This window comes from Paenibacillus polymyxa (genome assembly GCF_018614975.1).
Lineage (GTDB): Bacteria > Bacillota > Bacilli > Paenibacillales > Paenibacillaceae > Paenibacillus > Paenibacillus polymyxa_E.
Genome location: NZ_JAGGNR010000033.1, coordinates 1 through 16,415 on the forward strand (window position 1 = coordinate 1; position 16,415 = coordinate 16,415).

Sequence of the window (16,415 nt, forward strand, 5' to 3'; positions counted from 1 at the left end):
CCCAGTACTAATCGGTCGAGGGCTTATCCAATAGCAAGTTGTAAATCGCATGTTTCGTTTCGAATCTAGTTTTCAGGGAGCAATCCTTGAATGATGTTGATGATTGTTATTTGGAGAGATACCCAAGTGGCTATAAGGGGACCCTCTGCTAAGGGGTTAGACTGCGTAAGCGGTGCGAGGGTTCGAATCCCTCTCTCTCCGCCATCTTTACCTAAAGATGGACAAGCAATCAAGACACAATTAATATGGCGGTGTAGCTCAGCTGGCTAGAGCGTACGGTTCATACCCGTAAGGTCGGGGGTTCGATCCCCTCCGCCGCTACCATATTACCCAGGAGGCTTAGCTCAGCTGGGAGAGCATCTGCCTTACAAGCAGAGGGTCGGGGGTTCGATCCCCTCAGCCTCCACCATATACGCCGGTGTAGCTCAACTGGTAGAGCAACTGACTTGTAATCAGTAGGTTGGGGGTTCAAGTCCTCTCGCCGGCACCATTAATGCCTGGAACCGTGGTGTAGTTGGCCTAACATGCCTGCCTGTCACGCAGGAGATCGCGGGTTCGAATCCCGTCGGTTCCGCCATTAATCCTAAAAATTAAATATGGCTCGGTAGCTCAGTCGGTAGAGCAGAGGACTGAAAATCCTCGTGTCGGCGGTTCGATTCCGTCCCGAGCCACCTTTAATCCTTGGAGGATTAGCGAAGTGGCCAAACGCATCAGACTGTAAATCTGCTCCCGTACGGGTTCGGTGGTTCGAATCCATCATCCTCCACCAGTTTTATGAGTCATTAGCTCAGTTGGTAGAGCACCTGACTTTTAATCAGGGTGTCGAAGGTTCGAGCCCTTCATGACTCATCTTTAAGAAAAAGAGTGATTAATCATTAATTTGATTAGTTGCTCTTTTTTGTTATGTAATTTTAACGAAATATGGATATTTATTAATGATGGGCAAGATATGATAAACTAATAGAAAACATGCAGAGTGGTGACGTTCATTATATGAAGCTCATACCTGATCTAAAACAACAAATCGAAGTCATTATAGGCACAACTTTGGACGAATATGAAATTACAATAGAAGAATGGATGGAATCCGTGGCGAATCTGTTTGATCTTCATGAAAACTCAGAGACCTTTGGTGATGAAGGTGAGAGTCGGGATTTATCTGACCAATCTGCATCTCCAAGTTCATCCGATGTGATCAGTTTGAATACGGGAGAGCGTATATTTTTTAAGGTTCGGATGAATGAGAAAGAAGGAACCGTCGTATGTTGGGGATGCGCTGCAAGATCTATCACTGTGGAGAGACGGAGATTTATTGAACTTTTGATCCGTTCTAACATGGGAGTACCCGATGAGACACAACCTGTTGTATATGAGAATGATAGGGAGCAGTATTTGACTGAATTGGGTCTCTGGCTTAAAGAGCAGATCGAACAACCAACCAAGCAGAAATCTGAAGCGGTTCCTGATCGCTTTGTGGTGCCTGGTGGATTGAATGCTGAGAAGATTCTCTTCTTGCTGCAAGGAGATACACCGGATGCACATCGTTTACGATCCAAGGAACTCAACAAGTTGCTTGAGAGTTACTTTGGCGAGGAGATTGTCTTGATTCCTTTAGGGGAGCAAGAGTGGATTTTCATGGGTGATAAAGAAATTTTTACAGAAGAAGCCGAGGAAGATACAACGGAAGCCAAGAAGGATTCACTGAACGCTTTTTGTCTGGGGTTACATGAATTGGTTGCCAGTGAGTGGGCTGGGGTGTTCCATCTGTCTGCATCTCTGCCATGCATTCCTGCACAACAACTTGTATCGGTTACAACTCTTCTTAAAGAAAGTGTTCACTTAGGGAGAGCATTCCATGTTACGCAGCATATTCATCTCCCATGGGATCTGCATCTGGAGAGGTTGGTAGCGAGCATCCCGGATGAACAACGTACACGTTTTATACAGGAAACGGGCAAAGACACGGTAATTTTCAATGATAGTGAGACACTTGCTACGCTGGAGACCTTTTTTAGCCTGGACTGTAATGTAAGCGAGACAGCGAAACGACTTTTCATTCATCGTAATACGTTGGTTTATCGTCTGGATAAGATCAAACAGGAGATTGGCTATGATGTGAGGCACTTCGAAAGTGCTGTTCTAGTGCAGTTTTTACTACTAATGTACAAAGTGACGAAAAAGCATTGATATTTTTGTGCAGTTTGCGAATAGTCAAACCTCACGTGTATAGGGTATTATAAAAATACAAATTGTATTCGATTACAAAATGATCTCTGAGGAGGTAACAATCATGGCTGGAGTACGTTTAGAGCATATTTTCAAAAAATACCCGGGTTCTGATAAAGCAACTGTAGTTGACATTAACCTGGACATTAAAGATAAAGAATTTCTGGTACTGGTAGGTCCGTCCGGTTGTGGTAAATCAACAACACTTCGTATGATCGCAGGCCTTGAGGAAATTTCTGAAGGTAAACTCTATATCGGTGACCGTGTCGTTAATGATGTTGCACCTAAAGACCGCGATATCGCGATGGTATTCCAATCCTATGCCTTGTATCCGCATATGAGCGTATATCAAAACATGGCGTTTGGTTTGAAATTGCGTAAGGTTAAAAAAGATGAGATCGACAAACGTGTACGTGAAGCAGCTAAAATCCTGGATATCGAACATTTGCTTGAGCGTAAACCTAAGGCATTGTCCGGTGGTCAACGTCAACGTGTCGCTTTGGGACGTGCGATTGTCCGTGATCCACAAGTGTTCTTGATGGATGAGCCTCTCTCCAACTTGGATGCCAAACTGCGTGGTCAAATGCGTGCAGAGATCACTAAACTTGCGAAACGTTTGGAAACAACTGTTATCTACGTAACGCATGACCAGATCGAAGCGATGACGATGGGTGATCGGATTGTTGTTATGAAGGATGGTATCATCCAACAAGCAGCTTCTCCGGAAGAGTTGTATAACCTGCCGGCTAACCTGTTCGTAGCTGGTTTCATTGGCTCCCCGACAATGAACTTTATCTCGGGTAAACTCGCTGAGCAAGGTACTAGCATGCACTTCATAGCTCCTGGTGTGGATGTTGAAATCCCGCTAGGTAAAGCGCAAGTACTGAAATCTAGAGGATACATTGGCAAAGAAGTGATTCTGGGTGTTCGTCCAGAAGACATTCACGAAGAGCCGGTATTCCTGGAAGCATCCCCGAACTCTGTATTCTCTACTCACGTAGATGTAACAGAGAACTTGGGTCACGAAATGCTCGTCTACCTGAGTGGTGTTGGTAATGATACAACGATCGCACGTGTAGACGGACGTTCTAATACTCGTGATGGTTCCACAGTTAAAATGGCCATCGACATGAACAAAGTTCATATCTTTGACAAAGAGACTGAAGTGAACGTACTTCTTCAAGACAAATAATACTGGGATTCCTCGGTGACGATGGAACCTGACAGTTAACGCAATTATACATTGTAATGAGAGCCCCTTCCGTTATTGCTGGAAGGGGCTTTTTTAAGATTAATGAATTTATAAGTATTGGCGGAGTTGAAGGATTAATAACCGCAAGAAAAACAGCCGCTAAACCACGAATGTATTATCCTAGAAGGTGCATCGATCAGAAGACTTTTCTTACTAATGGTTGTCGGAGGCTGCGATTGCATTCATCCCGGAATTCATTTAAGATTATTTGAAGGTCTGTCTTCATAAATTTGAGAGAATCGACTGTTGGAAGGGTATGCAGTCTGTACCCCATGTTGCGAATGCGCTAATAATGGAAATAACTGATACACGATCTGATGTACATAGAGGGACAGCTAATGCTGAAAGGAAGAGACAAATGGCGAAAAAAGTGAAAGTATCTGAACTGGTGCAGCAATTTCAGTTGGAGGTTGTTTCTGGATCTCACGGATTGAAAAGAGTCATCACGGTAGATGACCTGAATCGTCCTGGTCTGGAAATGGCCGGTTATTTTGAATACCATCCACAAGAACGGGTACAGCTACTTGGAAGAACGGAGTTAGCTTTCTTTGCAATGTTACCTGAGCAAGAGCGGCGCGATCGTATGCAACGTCTTTGTACGGAAGAGACGCCTTGTATCGTTGTCACGCGTGGACTTGAAGTTCCGCAAGAGCTGATTGATATCAGTGAAGAGCAGAATCTGGCTGTACTTCGCAGCAACATGGCTACAACGATTCTATCTAGCCGGATTACCGGTTTCCTGGAGAAGAAACTGGCACCAACAGCAACCATTCACGGTGTACTTTGTGATGTCTATGGCGTAGGTATGCTGATCACAGGTAGTAGCGGTATTGGTAAGAGTGAAACAGCACTTGAACTGGTTAAACGTGGACACCGACTGATTGCTGATGATGCGGTAGAGATCCGCCAAACGTCAGATTTTCAGCTGCACGGTACTGCACCTGAATTGATCCGCCACTTGCTCGAAATTCGAGGTGTCGGTATTATCAACGTCATGACTTTGTTCGGAGCTGGTGCGGTTCGGAATAACAAACGGATTACCCTGGTTGTACGTCTGGAAGCATGGCAGCAGGATAAACAATATGATCGTCTGGGTCTGGATGAAGAGACTACACGTATCATTGATACGGATGTGCCTCTGGTTACGATTCCTGTTCGTCCGGGACGGAACTTGGCGGTAATTATTGAAGTGGCAGGTATGAACTATCGTCTGAAACAGATGGGTCTTAATGCTGCACTGCAATTCACAAACAAGCTGACAGCAACTATCTCAGAAGATATGGAAGACATGGATTAAGAAACATTTTATACAAGGAAATGAAGATAAATGGTTGACATGTACTGCTTCTCTTAAGGCGCAGGACATGCCAACCATTCGTCATGCGTGCGATTGATCGAATAAATAGGAGTGTGAATGAATGGATACATTATTACTGTTGAACCCGATTGCATTCTCTATTGGAGCGTTAAAGGTTCACTGGTACGGGCTTATTCTTGGTGCCGCTGCACTTATAGGACTCCTGCTCGTGATCCGGGAGGGCAAACGATACAATATACCACAGGAAGTGTTCATGGACATGGTCCTGCTGGGTGTGCCATCTGCCATCATTGGTGCCCGCATCTACTACGTCGCATTTAAATGGGAAGATTATAAGGATAATTTCTGGGACGTCTTTAAAATATGGAATGGCGGTATCGCCATCTACGGTGCCCTTATCGGTGCAATTATCTGTGCAGTTATTTTCTTCCGTCGTAAAGGATATAACTTCTGGCGTATGGCCGATATCTGTGCGCCTGGACTGCTCGTTGGGCAGTTGATCGGACGTTGGGGGAACTTTGTGAATCAGGAAGCCTACGGCGGTCCTGTGGAAGAATCATTTTTGAGAGACAAGCTTCATCTGCCGGACTTTATTGTGAATCAAATGAACGTAGACGGGGTATTCCGCCATCCTGCGTTTTTGTATGAATCGATGTGGAGTCTCGTTGGTCTGGTCTTGCTGCTGGTTCTGCGTCGTCAGAAGTTTCTGCGTTCAGCTGAACTGTTCATGTCTTATTTCATCTGGTACTCTATCGGTCGTTTCTTCATTGAAGCTTTACGTACGGACAGTCTCGGCTTCCAGGCTCCGCAATGGGTTGCTTCATTAGTGAACGGGCTGTGGTCTCCAATGACTGCAATGGGCTTCGAACAAGGATATCTTGATCCTGCTTATGGTAACGTAAGAATCTCACAACTGCTCGCGATTGGCATCATTATTGTTGCTGTTGTATTCATTGTGGTGAGAAGAGTGACAGGTAAAGCAGTTGTTCGTTATAGTGATCCGATTGTATCGTCCAAAGTTACCTCAGATGATATGGAGCATACAGGAACAGTTGCTGGCAAAGAGAATAAGGTAACACCTCCAGCCAAAGATGATCCAAAGCAAGTTGATGATAAAAAGGAGTAATGCAACATGATTGACACGGTATTATTTGATCTGGACGGAACGATTATTGATACTAATGAGTTGATTATCAGCTCATTCCAGCATGTCATGGGGGGATGGGAGCATTCAGCTCCATGGACACGGGAACAGATCATTCCGCATATGGGTGGCACACTAGAGCAGCAAATGCGCACCTTCTCTGGCCAGGAGGACGTCTCCGAGTACGTGAAAGGTTACCGTGCCTATAATGATATCCATCATGAAGCGATGGTTAGACCTTTTCCACATGTCATTGAGGTAGTAGAGGCGCTGCATCAGGCTGGCATTGTGATGGGTGTAGTCACAACCAAAATTCGTCCATCTACATTAAAGGTGCTGGAGCGTTTTGACCTACTGAAATATATGAAGACGATTGTAACAGTGACCGACGTAACGAATCCGAAGCCGCACGCTGAACCTGTACTGAAAGCTATGACGGAGCTGGGTGCAGATCCTGCTAAAACGCTGATGGTGGGTGACAGTCCGGTGGATATCCAATCGGCACAAAATGCGGGTGCACTCTCGGCGGGAGTTGCATGGTCTCTTAAAGGGGAAACAATCCTGAACGGATATCGACCTGATCATATGTTGCATGACATGAGAGACTTGTTGAAACTCATCCGTATTAAAACGGGACGTTCATGAGAAAAGTAACCCGCTATCCGGTAGAGGACCAGAATGCACTTTGGCATATCTACAAGACAGTGAGTCCGTGGAAGGGCGTTCGTAATTTTATCTGGATCCAGTTGTCACGCTACTGTCCGATCCTATCGGTGAAGAATTGGATTTACCGCCGAATGCTCGGCATGAAGGTGGGAAAACACACGGCCTTTGGCCTGATGGTGATGGTGGATGTGTTTTTTCCGGAGAAAATAACGGTCGGCGAAAACTCGGTCATCGGTTACAACACCACGATTCTCGCTCATGAGTATCTCATTAAGGAGTACAGGCTCGGTGAGGTGATTATCGGGGAAAATGTACTGATTGGTGCCAATACAACGATTCTGCCTGGGGTAACCATAGGGGATGGAGCAGTTGTAGCTGCTGGAGCTGTCGTACATAAGGATGTTGCCCCAGGAGCTTTTGTTGGAGGTAATCCACTGCGTGATTTATCCCGTGCGGCACCTTCTACGGAGGAGACGGTCTTTAACACGGATGATTCTTCTCAGGGTAGTGTGCATTAAGCCAATAAAGTAATGAATGAAGATGGTTATGGTTGAAGTAAAAAGCTGCTTATGGCAGCTTTTTTCGTATATAAATACCGATGGGTGAGGGTAACGGTGTGTATATAAAACGATATGTCGTTCCAAGGGCAATCAAGCTTGGGTATTGTTGACGGTAGTGCGGATTTCATGTTATCATATCCCATATCCTTTAGTTTGTTAGCACTTTACCATGTGAAAGTATTTTTGGAGAAATGAAGCATGATAAAGATTGAACTAAACCATTAGTTGAAGGCTTATGCAATAATACTATGATTCAGGTTTATAAGATAGCATGGGGATTTACACTACATAAATCCTGTTGAAATAGAACGAGTACAACTCTTAAATTACTGACTCGGGGTGAATATTACCAATGTCCAAACCAAAAGGTTTTGAAAAACCGACCGGATTCCGCGACTATACACCACATGTAGTATCCAAGCTGCGGACGATTGAACGCAATGTACTGGAATGTATGGAACGCTGGGGTTACCGTCAGATCATCACACCAACGATTGAATACTACGACACGGTAGGTGTAGCAAGCTCTACATCAGATCGCAAATTGTTTAAATTATTGAACAGCCGGGGAACCACACTGGTACTCAGATCGGATCTAACGGCTCCGATTGCACGCGTAGTTTCATCCATGCTCAAAGATGAGCAGTTGCCGCTGCGTTTGTCCTATCATGCGAACGTATTCCGTTCTATTGAAGAGGAAGCTGGGCGTGAGGCTGAATTTTTCCAGACGGGCGTGGAGCTGGTTGGAGATGACTCACCTGAAGCAGATGCAGAAGTTGTTGCGCTTGCGATTGCCTCTTTGCAGGCAGCGGGCGTGTCTTCTTTTAAAATAGCGATGGGCCATATGGGATTCCTGAACGGATTACTGGAGGAAGTGATTCCAGGCCAGACAACTGAGCAGGAGCAATTGAAGGAAGGGCTGCTCGGACGTGATTATGTCGGCTATCGCCAGTCCATTGAAGCATTAAATCTGGAGCCTAAGTTGAAAGAACAGCTTGAAGCGATCCTGCGTCTGCGCGGTGGTAAGGAAGTATGCACACATGCGGTAGAGCTAAGTTCAAGCGATGAAGCAGCACGGTCGATTGCACATCTGTGTGCCGTATTCGAAGTGTTGGAAGCGTACGGTGTATCCGAGCATGTGCTGATTGATCTTACGATGATCGGTGATTTCTCCTATTATACGGGCATGACGTTTGAAGGATATGCAGCAGAACTGGGATCTCCGGTATGTAGCGGTGGACGGTATGATAATCTGTTACAACAATTCGGGCGTTCCTTGCCAGCTACAGGTTTTGCACTGAAAACGAACCGTATTATTGATGGTGTTCATGGCATTGTCATTGAAGAGAAAAAACCGGTACTTATCCAATATAGCCCGAAACGTCGGGCTGAGGCACTAACAGAAGCGGCAAGATTACGCAGTATGGGACAAAATGTAGTGACACTCCTTCTTCCTGAAGACAGGGCTGGGGCAAGTGCTGTATCTGCTGGAGCAACAACCGATCAGGCTGAGCAGGTTATTACTTACGGATCTGAAGAAGGAGGAGGACGCTGAGATGTCGGATATTCTGAAGGTGGCCATGCCGAAGGGCCGAATCTATAAAAAAGCCTCCAAATTGTTTCGTGAAGCGGGGCTGGATATTCCAGAAGACGTAGACGATACACGCAGATTGGTCATTGAAGTACCGGAAGCGGGAATGGAATTCATTATGGCGAAGCCCGTAGATGTTCCAACGTATGTGGAGTACGGTGTTGCCGATATAGGAATTGTTGGTAAAGACGTGCTGCTGGAGGAAAATCGGGATGTGTACGAACTGTTGAATCTGGGAATTGCTCAGTGCCGTATGTCTGTGATTGGACTTCCGGACTGGAAGCCAGGCATTCAGCAACGTGTTGCAACGAAGTACCCAAGGATTGCTTCACAGTATTTCCGGGAGCAGGGGCAGCAGGTTGAGGTGATCAAGCTGAATGGTTCCATTGAGCTTGCGCCCTTGATTGGTCTGGCAGACCGGATTGTCGATCTGGTGGAGACAGGTCAGACACTGCGCGAGAACGGACTCGTGGAGATGACAGGGATTCTGGACATCACCAGCCGTCTTATCGCCAATCGGGTAAGTTATCGAATGAAAAATGCAAGAATCCAGGCTTTGTGTGATGCACTTCAGCAGGTTATTCCGGCATCGAATGAGATATCGGCGGGAAGCCTTCGGGGATAAATTAATGCGTTGGAAATATAGATGAGAAACATGCAAAGCAAAAGTAAGAGTAAGAGTAAGTGTAAGAGACATAACAAGGAAACGAATTGGACACAAGAAGGCAGGTATTACAGAGGATGAGGAGGTTGTACGTATGAAAATTGTACCTGCACGGGAGTTTGATCTGAAGCGGGAAGTGGAGTATGGCACGCCGGAGCAAAATGAAACGGTACGGCGTATTGTCAGCGACATTCGACGTGAGGGTGATGCGGCACTGCTGCGTTACACGGAGCAGCTGGACCGCACGAAGCTGACGGCCGCGCAGTTGCGCGTGCCGCAGGAAGAGCTGCAGGCGGCTTATGCAGCCGTGGAGCCATCCTTTGTGACGGCGATTCGGCAAGCCGCCGCCAACATTCGTGCGTTTCATGAGAAACAGAAACGCAACTCGTGGATGGATTGGCAGCCGGACGGCAGTCTGCTGGGCCAGGTCATAAGGCCGCTGAAGCGGGTCGGGGTCTATGTACCTGGCGGTAAAGCAGCGTATCCATCGTCTGTGCTGATGAATGTGATTCCGGCACAAGTGGCAGGTGTGCCGGAGATTGTTCTCGTGACGCCGCCGTCTACGAATGGCGGCGAAGGCATTAACCCGTACATCCTCGTGGCTGCTGCGGAAGCAGGCGTGAGCGAGATGTACCGGGTTGGCGGCGCTCAGGCTATCGCCGCCCTTGCTTATGGCACGGAGAGTATTGCCCCGGTCGACAAGATCTGTGGACCGGGCAATATTTACGTGGCGCTCGCGAAGCGCGAGGTGTACGGTGCGGTCGATATCGACAGTATCGCCGGGCCGAGTGAGATTGTGGTGCTCGCCGATGATACGGCGAATCCGGTGTATGTCGCCGCAGACCTGTTGTCGCAGGCAGAACATGACGAGATGGCATCGGCCATTCTTGTCACGAATTCGACCACGCTGGCGGAAGCCGTGCAGGGCGAAGTGCAGCGGCAGCTTGATGTGCTGCCGCGGCGGGATATCGCCGCTGCTTCTGTGGAGCAGTATGGCGCGATTATTGTGGTCGATACCATCGATGAGGGAATCGACGTGGTGAACCGGCTCGCACCGGAGCATCTGGAGATCATGGTGCAGGAGCCGATGGCTTACGCTGGTCGGATCGAGAATGCCGGTGCGATCTTCCTCGGCCCGTACAGCTCGGAGCCGGTAGGGGATTACTTTGCAGGACCCAATCACATTATTCCGACCAATGGAACTGCACGATTCAGTTCGCCAGTGGACGTGGATGATTTTATCAAAAAATCGAGTCTGATCTATTATAGTAAAGAAGCGCTGCTGCAGAACGGAGCGGCTATTATAGAGTTGGCCCGCCATGAGGGTCTTGAAGGGCATGCCCGTGCAATTGCTGTACGGTTAGAACAGGAAGGAAAGGCGGAATCGGACAATGGATAAGCAAAATAATGGTGTGGAACTTGAAAACAAAGGTGCAGTGCGCCAAGCAGAGGTTGACCGCAAAACAAACGAGACCAATATTCAATTGGCCTTTAATGTAGATGGAACAGGACAATCCACGATTGAAACGGATGTACCTTTCCTGAACCATATGCTGGATCTGTTCACAAAGCACGGACAATTCGACCTGAACGTGCAGGCCCGCGGAGATATTGATATCGACGATCATCACACGGTTGAAGACATCGGAATCTGTCTGGGACAGACGTTGAGAGAAGCGTTGGGTGACAAACGCGGGATCAAGCGGTACGCCAGTGTTTTTGTACCTATGGATGAGGCACTCGCTCAGGTCATTATTGATGTGAGCAACCGACCTCACTTTGAATACCGTGCAGAATACCCTTCCCAACAGGTAGGCAGTTTCTCTACAGAGCTGGTACATGAATTCCTGTGGAAATTGGCGCTGGAAGCTCGGATTACGCTGCATGTCATTGTGCACTATGGTCAGAACACCCACCACATGATTGAAGCGATCTTTAAGGCATTGGGACGTGCACTGGATGAAGCTACGATGATTGATCCACGTGTAACGGGTGTGCCTTCCACGAAGGGAGTGCTGTAGACGATGGCGATTGCAATTGTCGATTACGGTATGGGTAACCTGCACAGCGTCGGCAAAGCGGTCGAACGTCTTGGCTACGAAGCGCTGGTCACGGGTGACCGGGAAGAGATTCTTGGCGCAGATGGTGTCATTCTGCCAGGCGTAGGTGCTTTTGGTGATGCGATGGTTCATCTGCGGGAGAGTGGACTGGATACGGTGGTGAAGGAAGCTGCTGCCGGGTCCAAACCACTGCTCGGTATCTGTCTGGGCATGCAATTGTTGTTCAGCTCAAGTGAAGAGCATGGCGAGCATGAGGGACTGGATATTTTGCCAGGTAAAGTAGTGCGTTTTGCACCCGGAGAACTGAAAGTTCCTCATATGGGCTGGAACCGTTTGGAATTCCTGCACGCCGAAAATCCGCTATTTACGGGGCTAGAGGCAGGTCACGTTTATTTTGTCCATTCCTATCATGCACTTACTGAAAACAGGGATGATCTGCTGGCAGTGACGGATTACGGACATCCGGTTACAGCCATTGTAGGCAGAGGATCTAACTTCGGGATGCAATTCCACCCGGAGAAAAGTGGAGAGCTTGGTATGAAGCTGCTCGGCAACTTTTTGGCTCTGACAGGAGCACCTGTACAAAGGTAAAACATCATCTCTTCTTAACTATAGAAAGCGTACAAATCTAATTCATATTCAGGAGGCCTTGTATGTCATCTTTTATCCTATATCCGGCGATTGATATCCGGGACGGCAAATGTGTAAGACTGGTGCAGGGAGATTATAATCAGGAGACCGTGTATAACGATGACCCGGTTCAAGTGGCTCTATCCTGGGAGAAGCAAGGCGGTACATACGTCCATCTGGTGGATCTGGATGGTGCGAAAGCGGGTCATCCTGTTAACGATGAGCTGATCGGGCGGATTGCCTCGGCTGTGAACGTACCTGTTCAGGTGGGCGGCGGACTTCGTACAGTAGCGGATGTAGAGCGATTGCTGGGTCTGGGTGTTAGCCGGCTGATCATTGGAACAGCAGCAATTGAGGATCGTGCATTTACAGAGGAAGTACTAGGACGTTACGGCGACAAAGTGGCAATTGGTATCGACGCTCGTAATGGTTACGTGGCAACTCGCGGTTGGCTTGAAACATCGGAAGTACAGGCAGAGGTACTCGCGAAGGAATTGGCGGCATATGGGGCAGAAACGTTTATCTTTACGGATATTTCCCGTGATGGCATGATGCAGGGACCTAACGTGGAAGCAATTGTATCCCTTGCCAAGGCGAGCGGACGAACCGTTATTGCTTCCGGCGGTGTAAGTGTAATGGATGATCTGCTTCGTCTGAGTCGTCATGCGGATGATGGTGTTGGTGGAGCAATTGTGGGTAAAGCACTGTATACAGGAAGCATCGATCTGTCTGAAGCAGTACGTGCGGTCAATAAGTAAGGGATATTCGGGTAGAGAGGAAGAGGTAGCATGCTGGCAAAAAGAATCATCCCCTGTCTGGACGTGAAGGACGGCCGGGTTGTCAAAGGCGTCAACTTCGTTAATCTCCGCGATGCGGGTGATCCGGTAGAGCTGGCGGCGCTATATGACCGCGAGGGCGCGGACGAATTGGTGTTTCTCGATATCTCCGCTTCGGTAGAAGGTCGCGAAACGATGGAAGAAGTCGTGCGGCAGACGGCGGGCGAGATCGCTATTCCCTTTACGGTAGGTGGCGGCATCTCCAAGGTAGAGGACATGAAGCGGATTCTCCGAGCAGGTGCGGATAAAATTGCAGTGAATACAGCCGCGGTACTTAATCCGCAGTTGATTGCAGATGGTGCACGTCGCTTTGGCTCGCAGTGTATCGTGGTAGCGATCGATGCCAAGTATAACGAAGCTTGGGGAGAGTGGGAAGTCTATACCCATGGTGGACGGAAACCCTCCGGGATCAAGGCGCTGGAATGGGTTAAACAGGCTGAGAGCTTAGGCGCGGGAGAGATTCTTCTCACAAGTATGGACGCGGACGGAACAAAAGACGGCTTCGATCTGAAGCTGACGGCAGCGGTATCCGAATCTGTGCGTATTCCAGTCATCGCATCGGGCGGTGCGGGCAAGGAATCTCATTTCTATGATGTATTCACCACAGGCAAAGCGGACGCAGGGCTGGCCGCAACAATTTTCCATTACAAAGAAATCGCCGTACCGGCGTTAAAACAACATTTGAGAGAACAAGGGGTGGAGATCCGTGACTAAAGTGAGCGATGAAATCAAGGAACAGTTGTCCTTGGAACACATTCGTTGGAGTGATGGTTTGGTTCCTGCGATTGTGCAGGATGTGGATACTCGGAAAGTCTTAATGATGGCTTATATGAATCGCGAATCTCTGAAGTTGTCGCTTGAATCCGGTGAGACGTGGTTCTGGTCACGCTCGCGTCAGGAGTTGTGGCATAAAGGGGCAACATCTGGCAACGTGCAGATGATTACTTCCCTAAAATATGATTGTGACGGCGATACCTTGTTGGTTGAGGTGAAACCGAACGGTCCAGCTTGCCATACAGGGGCGGTAACTTGTTTCCATAATGAGATCATTGGTTTGCCAGAGAAATCGGCAGACAAGGCTTCGGATGAAGCGGGTGCGGCATCTGCTTCTGCAAGTTCCGGTTCCGAAAGTCGCTTTGAGGTATTGGCTGAACTGGAATCCGTTATTGCAGAGCGTGAACGTGAGCGTCCTGAGGGTGCATATACAACGTATCTGTTTGATAAAGGTGTAGACAAAATACTGAAAAAAATCGGTGAAGAAGCGTCCGAGACGATCATCGCCGCCAAAAATAAAGATAATGACGAGCTTCGTCTGGAAGTCAGTGACCTGATGTATCACCTGCTTGTCCTGTTACAAGAGCGCAAGCTGCCGCTGGACGACATTATGTCAGAGCTGAGTCGCCGTCATGAACGGCCTCGCCGCGATTAGGAGGCGAGTTTCGTGCGTATAGACTATCACACACACCATGAGCGGTGTGGACATGCAGTCGGCAAACTGGAGGAATATGTGCAGCGTGGTGTGGAGATCGGACTATCCCAGATTGGATTGTCCGATCACATGCCCTTGTTGCATGTCGATCCGGCTCAATATTATCCGGAAATGGCGATGCCTATGGATGAACTGCCGCGTTACGTAGAGGAGTGTTTCTCCCTGAAAGAACGTTACCGTGGACAGATTGACGTACGTGTTGGTCTGGAAGGTGACTATATTGAAGGCTGGGAAACAGAGATCCGTGCGATTATTGAGCGTTATCCATGGGATTATGTGATTGGCTCTGTTCATTTTCTCGGGGAATGGGACATTACGGATTTCCGCCAGACCCATCACTGGGAGGGCAAAGACATCCTTGAGGTATATCGTCAGTACTACGATGCCGTAAGCAAGGCGGCCGCCACGGGCATGTACGATATTATGGGCCATACGGATGTCATTAAACGCTTCGGCTTTGTTCCTTCAACGGAGCAGACAGAAGAACGTATCTCACTGGAGAACGCAGCGCTGCAGGCTATTGCCAAAAGTGGCTGCGCCATGGAACTGAATGCTTCCGGGTTATCGAAGCCTTGTGCCGAGATGTTCCCTAGTCGCAGAATGCTGACAGAAGCCATTCGCTTGGGTATTCCATTAACCATGGGCTCTGATGCACATGACCCACTGAAGCTAGGGGATTATTTGCCTGAAGCTGAAGCACTTTTACATGAGTTGGGCTGTACGGAAGTCGCTGTTTTCGAAGGCCGTCATCGCTCGTTCATTCCTTTAAATGTATAAGGCAGTGGAGTATAATGAGGGTAGGGAATAACCTTTTAGCTAAGGGATTATATAGGGATTTCAACTCTCGGGAGGGCATTATGCAGCATTCGTTACGTATTTTTTCCGGTTCATCGAACCCTAAGCTGGCAGAACAGGTATGTGACAAGCTGGGTGTACAACTGGGCAAGATCAAGCTGTCCAGATTCAAGAGCGGAGAAATATACGTTCATTATGAAGAAACGATCCGTAATTGTGATGTGTTTCTGGTACAGTCGTTGTCTCATCCGATTAATGAGATGTTTGTCGAATTGCTTGTGATGATTGATGCCGCAAAGAGGGCTTCAGCGCGCACTGTGAACATCATTGTTCCGTATTACGGCTATGCTCGTCAAGAGCGTAAATCCGCTCCACGGGAACCGATCTCGGCCAAGATGGTAGCAGATGTATTAACTACGGCTGGTGCCAATCGAGTGGTAACGATCGACCTGCACGCAGCGGCCATTCAGGGATTCTTCAACATTCCGGTTGACCATATGACATCACTGGATCTGATTAGTGATTATCTGTTAAGCAAAGGGATTGAGAACCCTGTTGTAGTCTCCCCGGATGCGGGGCGAGCATCAATGGCAGAGAAGCTGGCGAACCGCCTGGATTCTCCATTTGCCATTATGATCAAGAAACGTCCAAGCCATAATGAATCGGTGATTACCCATGTCATTGGTGATGTAGAAGGACGAACACCTATTATTATTGAGGATCTGATTGACACCGGAACAACTATTCTGAATGTTGTGGAAGGGTTGAAGGAACGTGGCTCCAAAAATGTATATGTATGTGCAACACACGGATTATTCTCGGATGGGGCAGTAAGTAAATTGAATCACCCGTCAATTGAAGAGGTGGTAGTTACGGACTCGATCGCACTGCCAGATGACCACCCTGAATGCTTCAAAGTGTTACCTGTTGCGCCAATGCTGGCTCGCGCTATACGCATTATTGTCGATGGTGGCTCCATGGCCACATTGTTTAAGGATTCTGGCATTTAGAGCATCGAGGATATAACGGTGTGCTGCCAGATGAACTGTCCCGTGTCTGAGTTGTTGTCTGCTCAGCACGGTTTTTTTGTTTTGGCTCTTTGAATTCAATTCTTGCTTTGCTGCTCAGAGGCTTGTGCTATAATAACATAAAATCAGTTATGATAGCGTTATCATATCGTATTC

Annotated in this window: 16 protein-coding genes and 8 tRNA genes; all 24 read left to right on the forward strand. The window is 47.9% G+C overall.

Annotation, left to right across the window (positions count from 1 at the left end):
• Nucleotides 1-112 precede the first annotated feature (112 nt).
• Nucleotides 113-204: transfer RNA gene (locus J7E78_RS22325), tRNA-Ser, on the forward strand.
• 43 nt (nucleotides 205-247) lie between these two features.
• Nucleotides 248-324 (forward strand) — tRNA-Met (locus tag J7E78_RS22330).
• Nucleotides 325-333: 9 nt separating this feature from the next.
• A tRNA-Val gene (locus J7E78_RS22335) sits at nucleotides 334-409 on the forward strand.
• Nucleotides 410-414: 5 nt separating this feature from the next.
• Nucleotides 415-490, forward strand: a tRNA-Thr gene (locus J7E78_RS22340).
• A gap of 9 nt (nucleotides 491-499) precedes the next feature.
• Nucleotides 500-577 (forward strand) — tRNA-Asp (locus J7E78_RS22345).
• Between the two features lie 21 nt (nucleotides 578-598).
• A tRNA-Phe gene (locus J7E78_RS22350) sits at nucleotides 599-671 on the forward strand.
• 12 nt (nucleotides 672-683) lie between these two features.
• Nucleotides 684-769: transfer RNA gene (locus J7E78_RS22355), tRNA-Tyr, on the forward strand.
• A gap of 7 nt (nucleotides 770-776) precedes the next feature.
• Nucleotides 777-849: transfer RNA gene (locus J7E78_RS22360), tRNA-Lys, on the forward strand.
• 144 nt (nucleotides 850-993) lie between these two features.
• Nucleotides 994-2,187: a PucR family transcriptional regulator gene (locus J7E78_RS22365; RefSeq protein ID WP_215078254.1), complete on the forward strand. Its 1,194-nt coding sequence runs from the start codon at nucleotides 994-996 to the stop codon at nucleotides 2,185-2,187.
• Nucleotides 2,188-2,290: 103 nt separating this feature from the next.
• Complete coding sequence (locus J7E78_RS22370; RefSeq protein ID WP_215078255.1) at nucleotides 2,291-3,418, forward strand: ABC transporter ATP-binding protein; 1,128 nt, start codon at nucleotides 2,291-2,293, stop codon at nucleotides 3,416-3,418.
• Between the two features lie 418 nt (nucleotides 3,419-3,836).
• A complete protein-coding gene (gene hprK, locus J7E78_RS22375) occupies nucleotides 3,837-4,775 on the forward strand; it encodes an HPr(Ser) kinase/phosphatase (RefSeq protein WP_017691278.1) in 939 nt (312 codons plus the stop codon).
• A 121-nt stretch (nucleotides 4,776-4,896) separates the two neighbouring features.
• Nucleotides 4,897-5,922, forward strand: a complete 1,026-nt coding sequence (lgt, locus tag J7E78_RS22380) for a prolipoprotein diacylglyceryl transferase (RefSeq protein WP_215078256.1) — start codon at nucleotides 4,897-4,899, stop codon at nucleotides 5,920-5,922.
• Nucleotides 5,923-5,928: 6 nt separating this feature from the next.
• Nucleotides 5,929-6,585, forward strand: coding sequence for a pyrophosphatase PpaX (ppaX, locus tag J7E78_RS22385; RefSeq protein WP_215078257.1), 657 nt, complete (start codon nucleotides 5,929-5,931; stop codon nucleotides 6,583-6,585).
• Nucleotides 6,582-7,124, forward strand: coding sequence for an acyltransferase (locus J7E78_RS22390; protein WP_215078258.1), 543 nt, complete (start codon nucleotides 6,582-6,584; stop codon nucleotides 7,122-7,124). Before ppaX ends, J7E78_RS22390 begins: the two co-directional genes overlap by 4 nt.
• Nucleotides 7,125-7,518: 394 nt before the next feature.
• Nucleotides 7,519-8,721: an ATP phosphoribosyltransferase regulatory subunit gene (locus tag J7E78_RS22395; RefSeq protein WP_215078259.1), complete on the forward strand. Its 1,203-nt coding sequence runs from the start codon at nucleotides 7,519-7,521 to the stop codon at nucleotides 8,719-8,721.
• A 1-nt stretch (nucleotide 8,722) separates the two neighbouring features.
• The gene (gene hisG, locus J7E78_RS22400) at nucleotides 8,723-9,382 is read left to right on the forward strand and encodes an ATP phosphoribosyltransferase (protein ID WP_062837770.1); all 660 of its coding nucleotides are present in this window, start codon (nucleotides 8,723-8,725) and stop codon (nucleotides 9,380-9,382) included.
• Nucleotides 9,383-9,515: 133 nt separating this feature from the next.
• Entirely contained in the window at nucleotides 9,516-10,820 is a 1,305-nt protein-coding gene (hisD, locus tag J7E78_RS22405) for a histidinol dehydrogenase (RefSeq protein ID WP_215078260.1), read from the forward strand.
• Nucleotides 10,813-11,442: an imidazoleglycerol-phosphate dehydratase HisB gene (gene hisB / locus J7E78_RS22410; protein ID WP_036674766.1), complete on the forward strand. Its 630-nt coding sequence runs from the start codon at nucleotides 10,813-10,815 to the stop codon at nucleotides 11,440-11,442. The genes hisD and hisB overlap by 8 nt, the downstream gene beginning before the upstream one ends.
• Nucleotides 11,443-11,445: 3 nt before the next feature.
• Nucleotides 11,446-12,072 (forward strand): imidazole glycerol phosphate synthase subunit HisH, encoded by a 627-nt coding sequence (hisH, locus tag J7E78_RS22415; RefSeq protein ID WP_105602314.1) that lies wholly within the window; start codon nucleotides 11,446-11,448, stop codon nucleotides 12,070-12,072.
• 62 nt (nucleotides 12,073-12,134) lie between these two features.
• Entirely contained in the window at nucleotides 12,135-12,869 is a 735-nt protein-coding gene (gene hisA, locus J7E78_RS22420; RefSeq protein WP_047841450.1) for a 1-(5-phosphoribosyl)-5-[(5-phosphoribosylamino)methylideneamino]imidazole-4-carboxamide isomerase, read from the forward strand.
• 30 nt (nucleotides 12,870-12,899) lie between these two features.
• Entirely contained in the window at nucleotides 12,900-13,661 is a 762-nt protein-coding gene (gene hisF, locus J7E78_RS22425) for an imidazole glycerol phosphate synthase subunit HisF (RefSeq protein WP_017691268.1), read from the forward strand.
• Nucleotides 13,654-14,376 carry a bifunctional phosphoribosyl-AMP cyclohydrolase/phosphoribosyl-ATP diphosphatase HisIE gene (hisIE, locus tag J7E78_RS22430; protein WP_397330609.1) on the forward strand — a complete coding sequence of 241 codons (723 nt, stop codon included), beginning with the start codon at nucleotides 13,654-13,656 and terminating at the stop codon, nucleotides 14,374-14,376. The genes hisF and hisIE overlap by 8 nt, the downstream gene beginning before the upstream one ends.
• 12 nt (nucleotides 14,377-14,388) lie before the next feature.
• Nucleotides 14,389-15,213, forward strand: a complete 825-nt coding sequence (gene hisJ, locus J7E78_RS22435) for a histidinol-phosphatase HisJ (RefSeq protein ID WP_215078261.1) — start codon at nucleotides 14,389-14,391, stop codon at nucleotides 15,211-15,213.
• Nucleotides 15,214-15,293: 80 nt separating this feature from the next.
• Nucleotides 15,294-16,241: a ribose-phosphate diphosphokinase gene (locus tag J7E78_RS22440; RefSeq protein ID WP_215078262.1), complete on the forward strand. Its 948-nt coding sequence runs from the start codon at nucleotides 15,294-15,296 to the stop codon at nucleotides 16,239-16,241.
• Nucleotides 16,242-16,415: the final 174 nt, after the last annotated feature.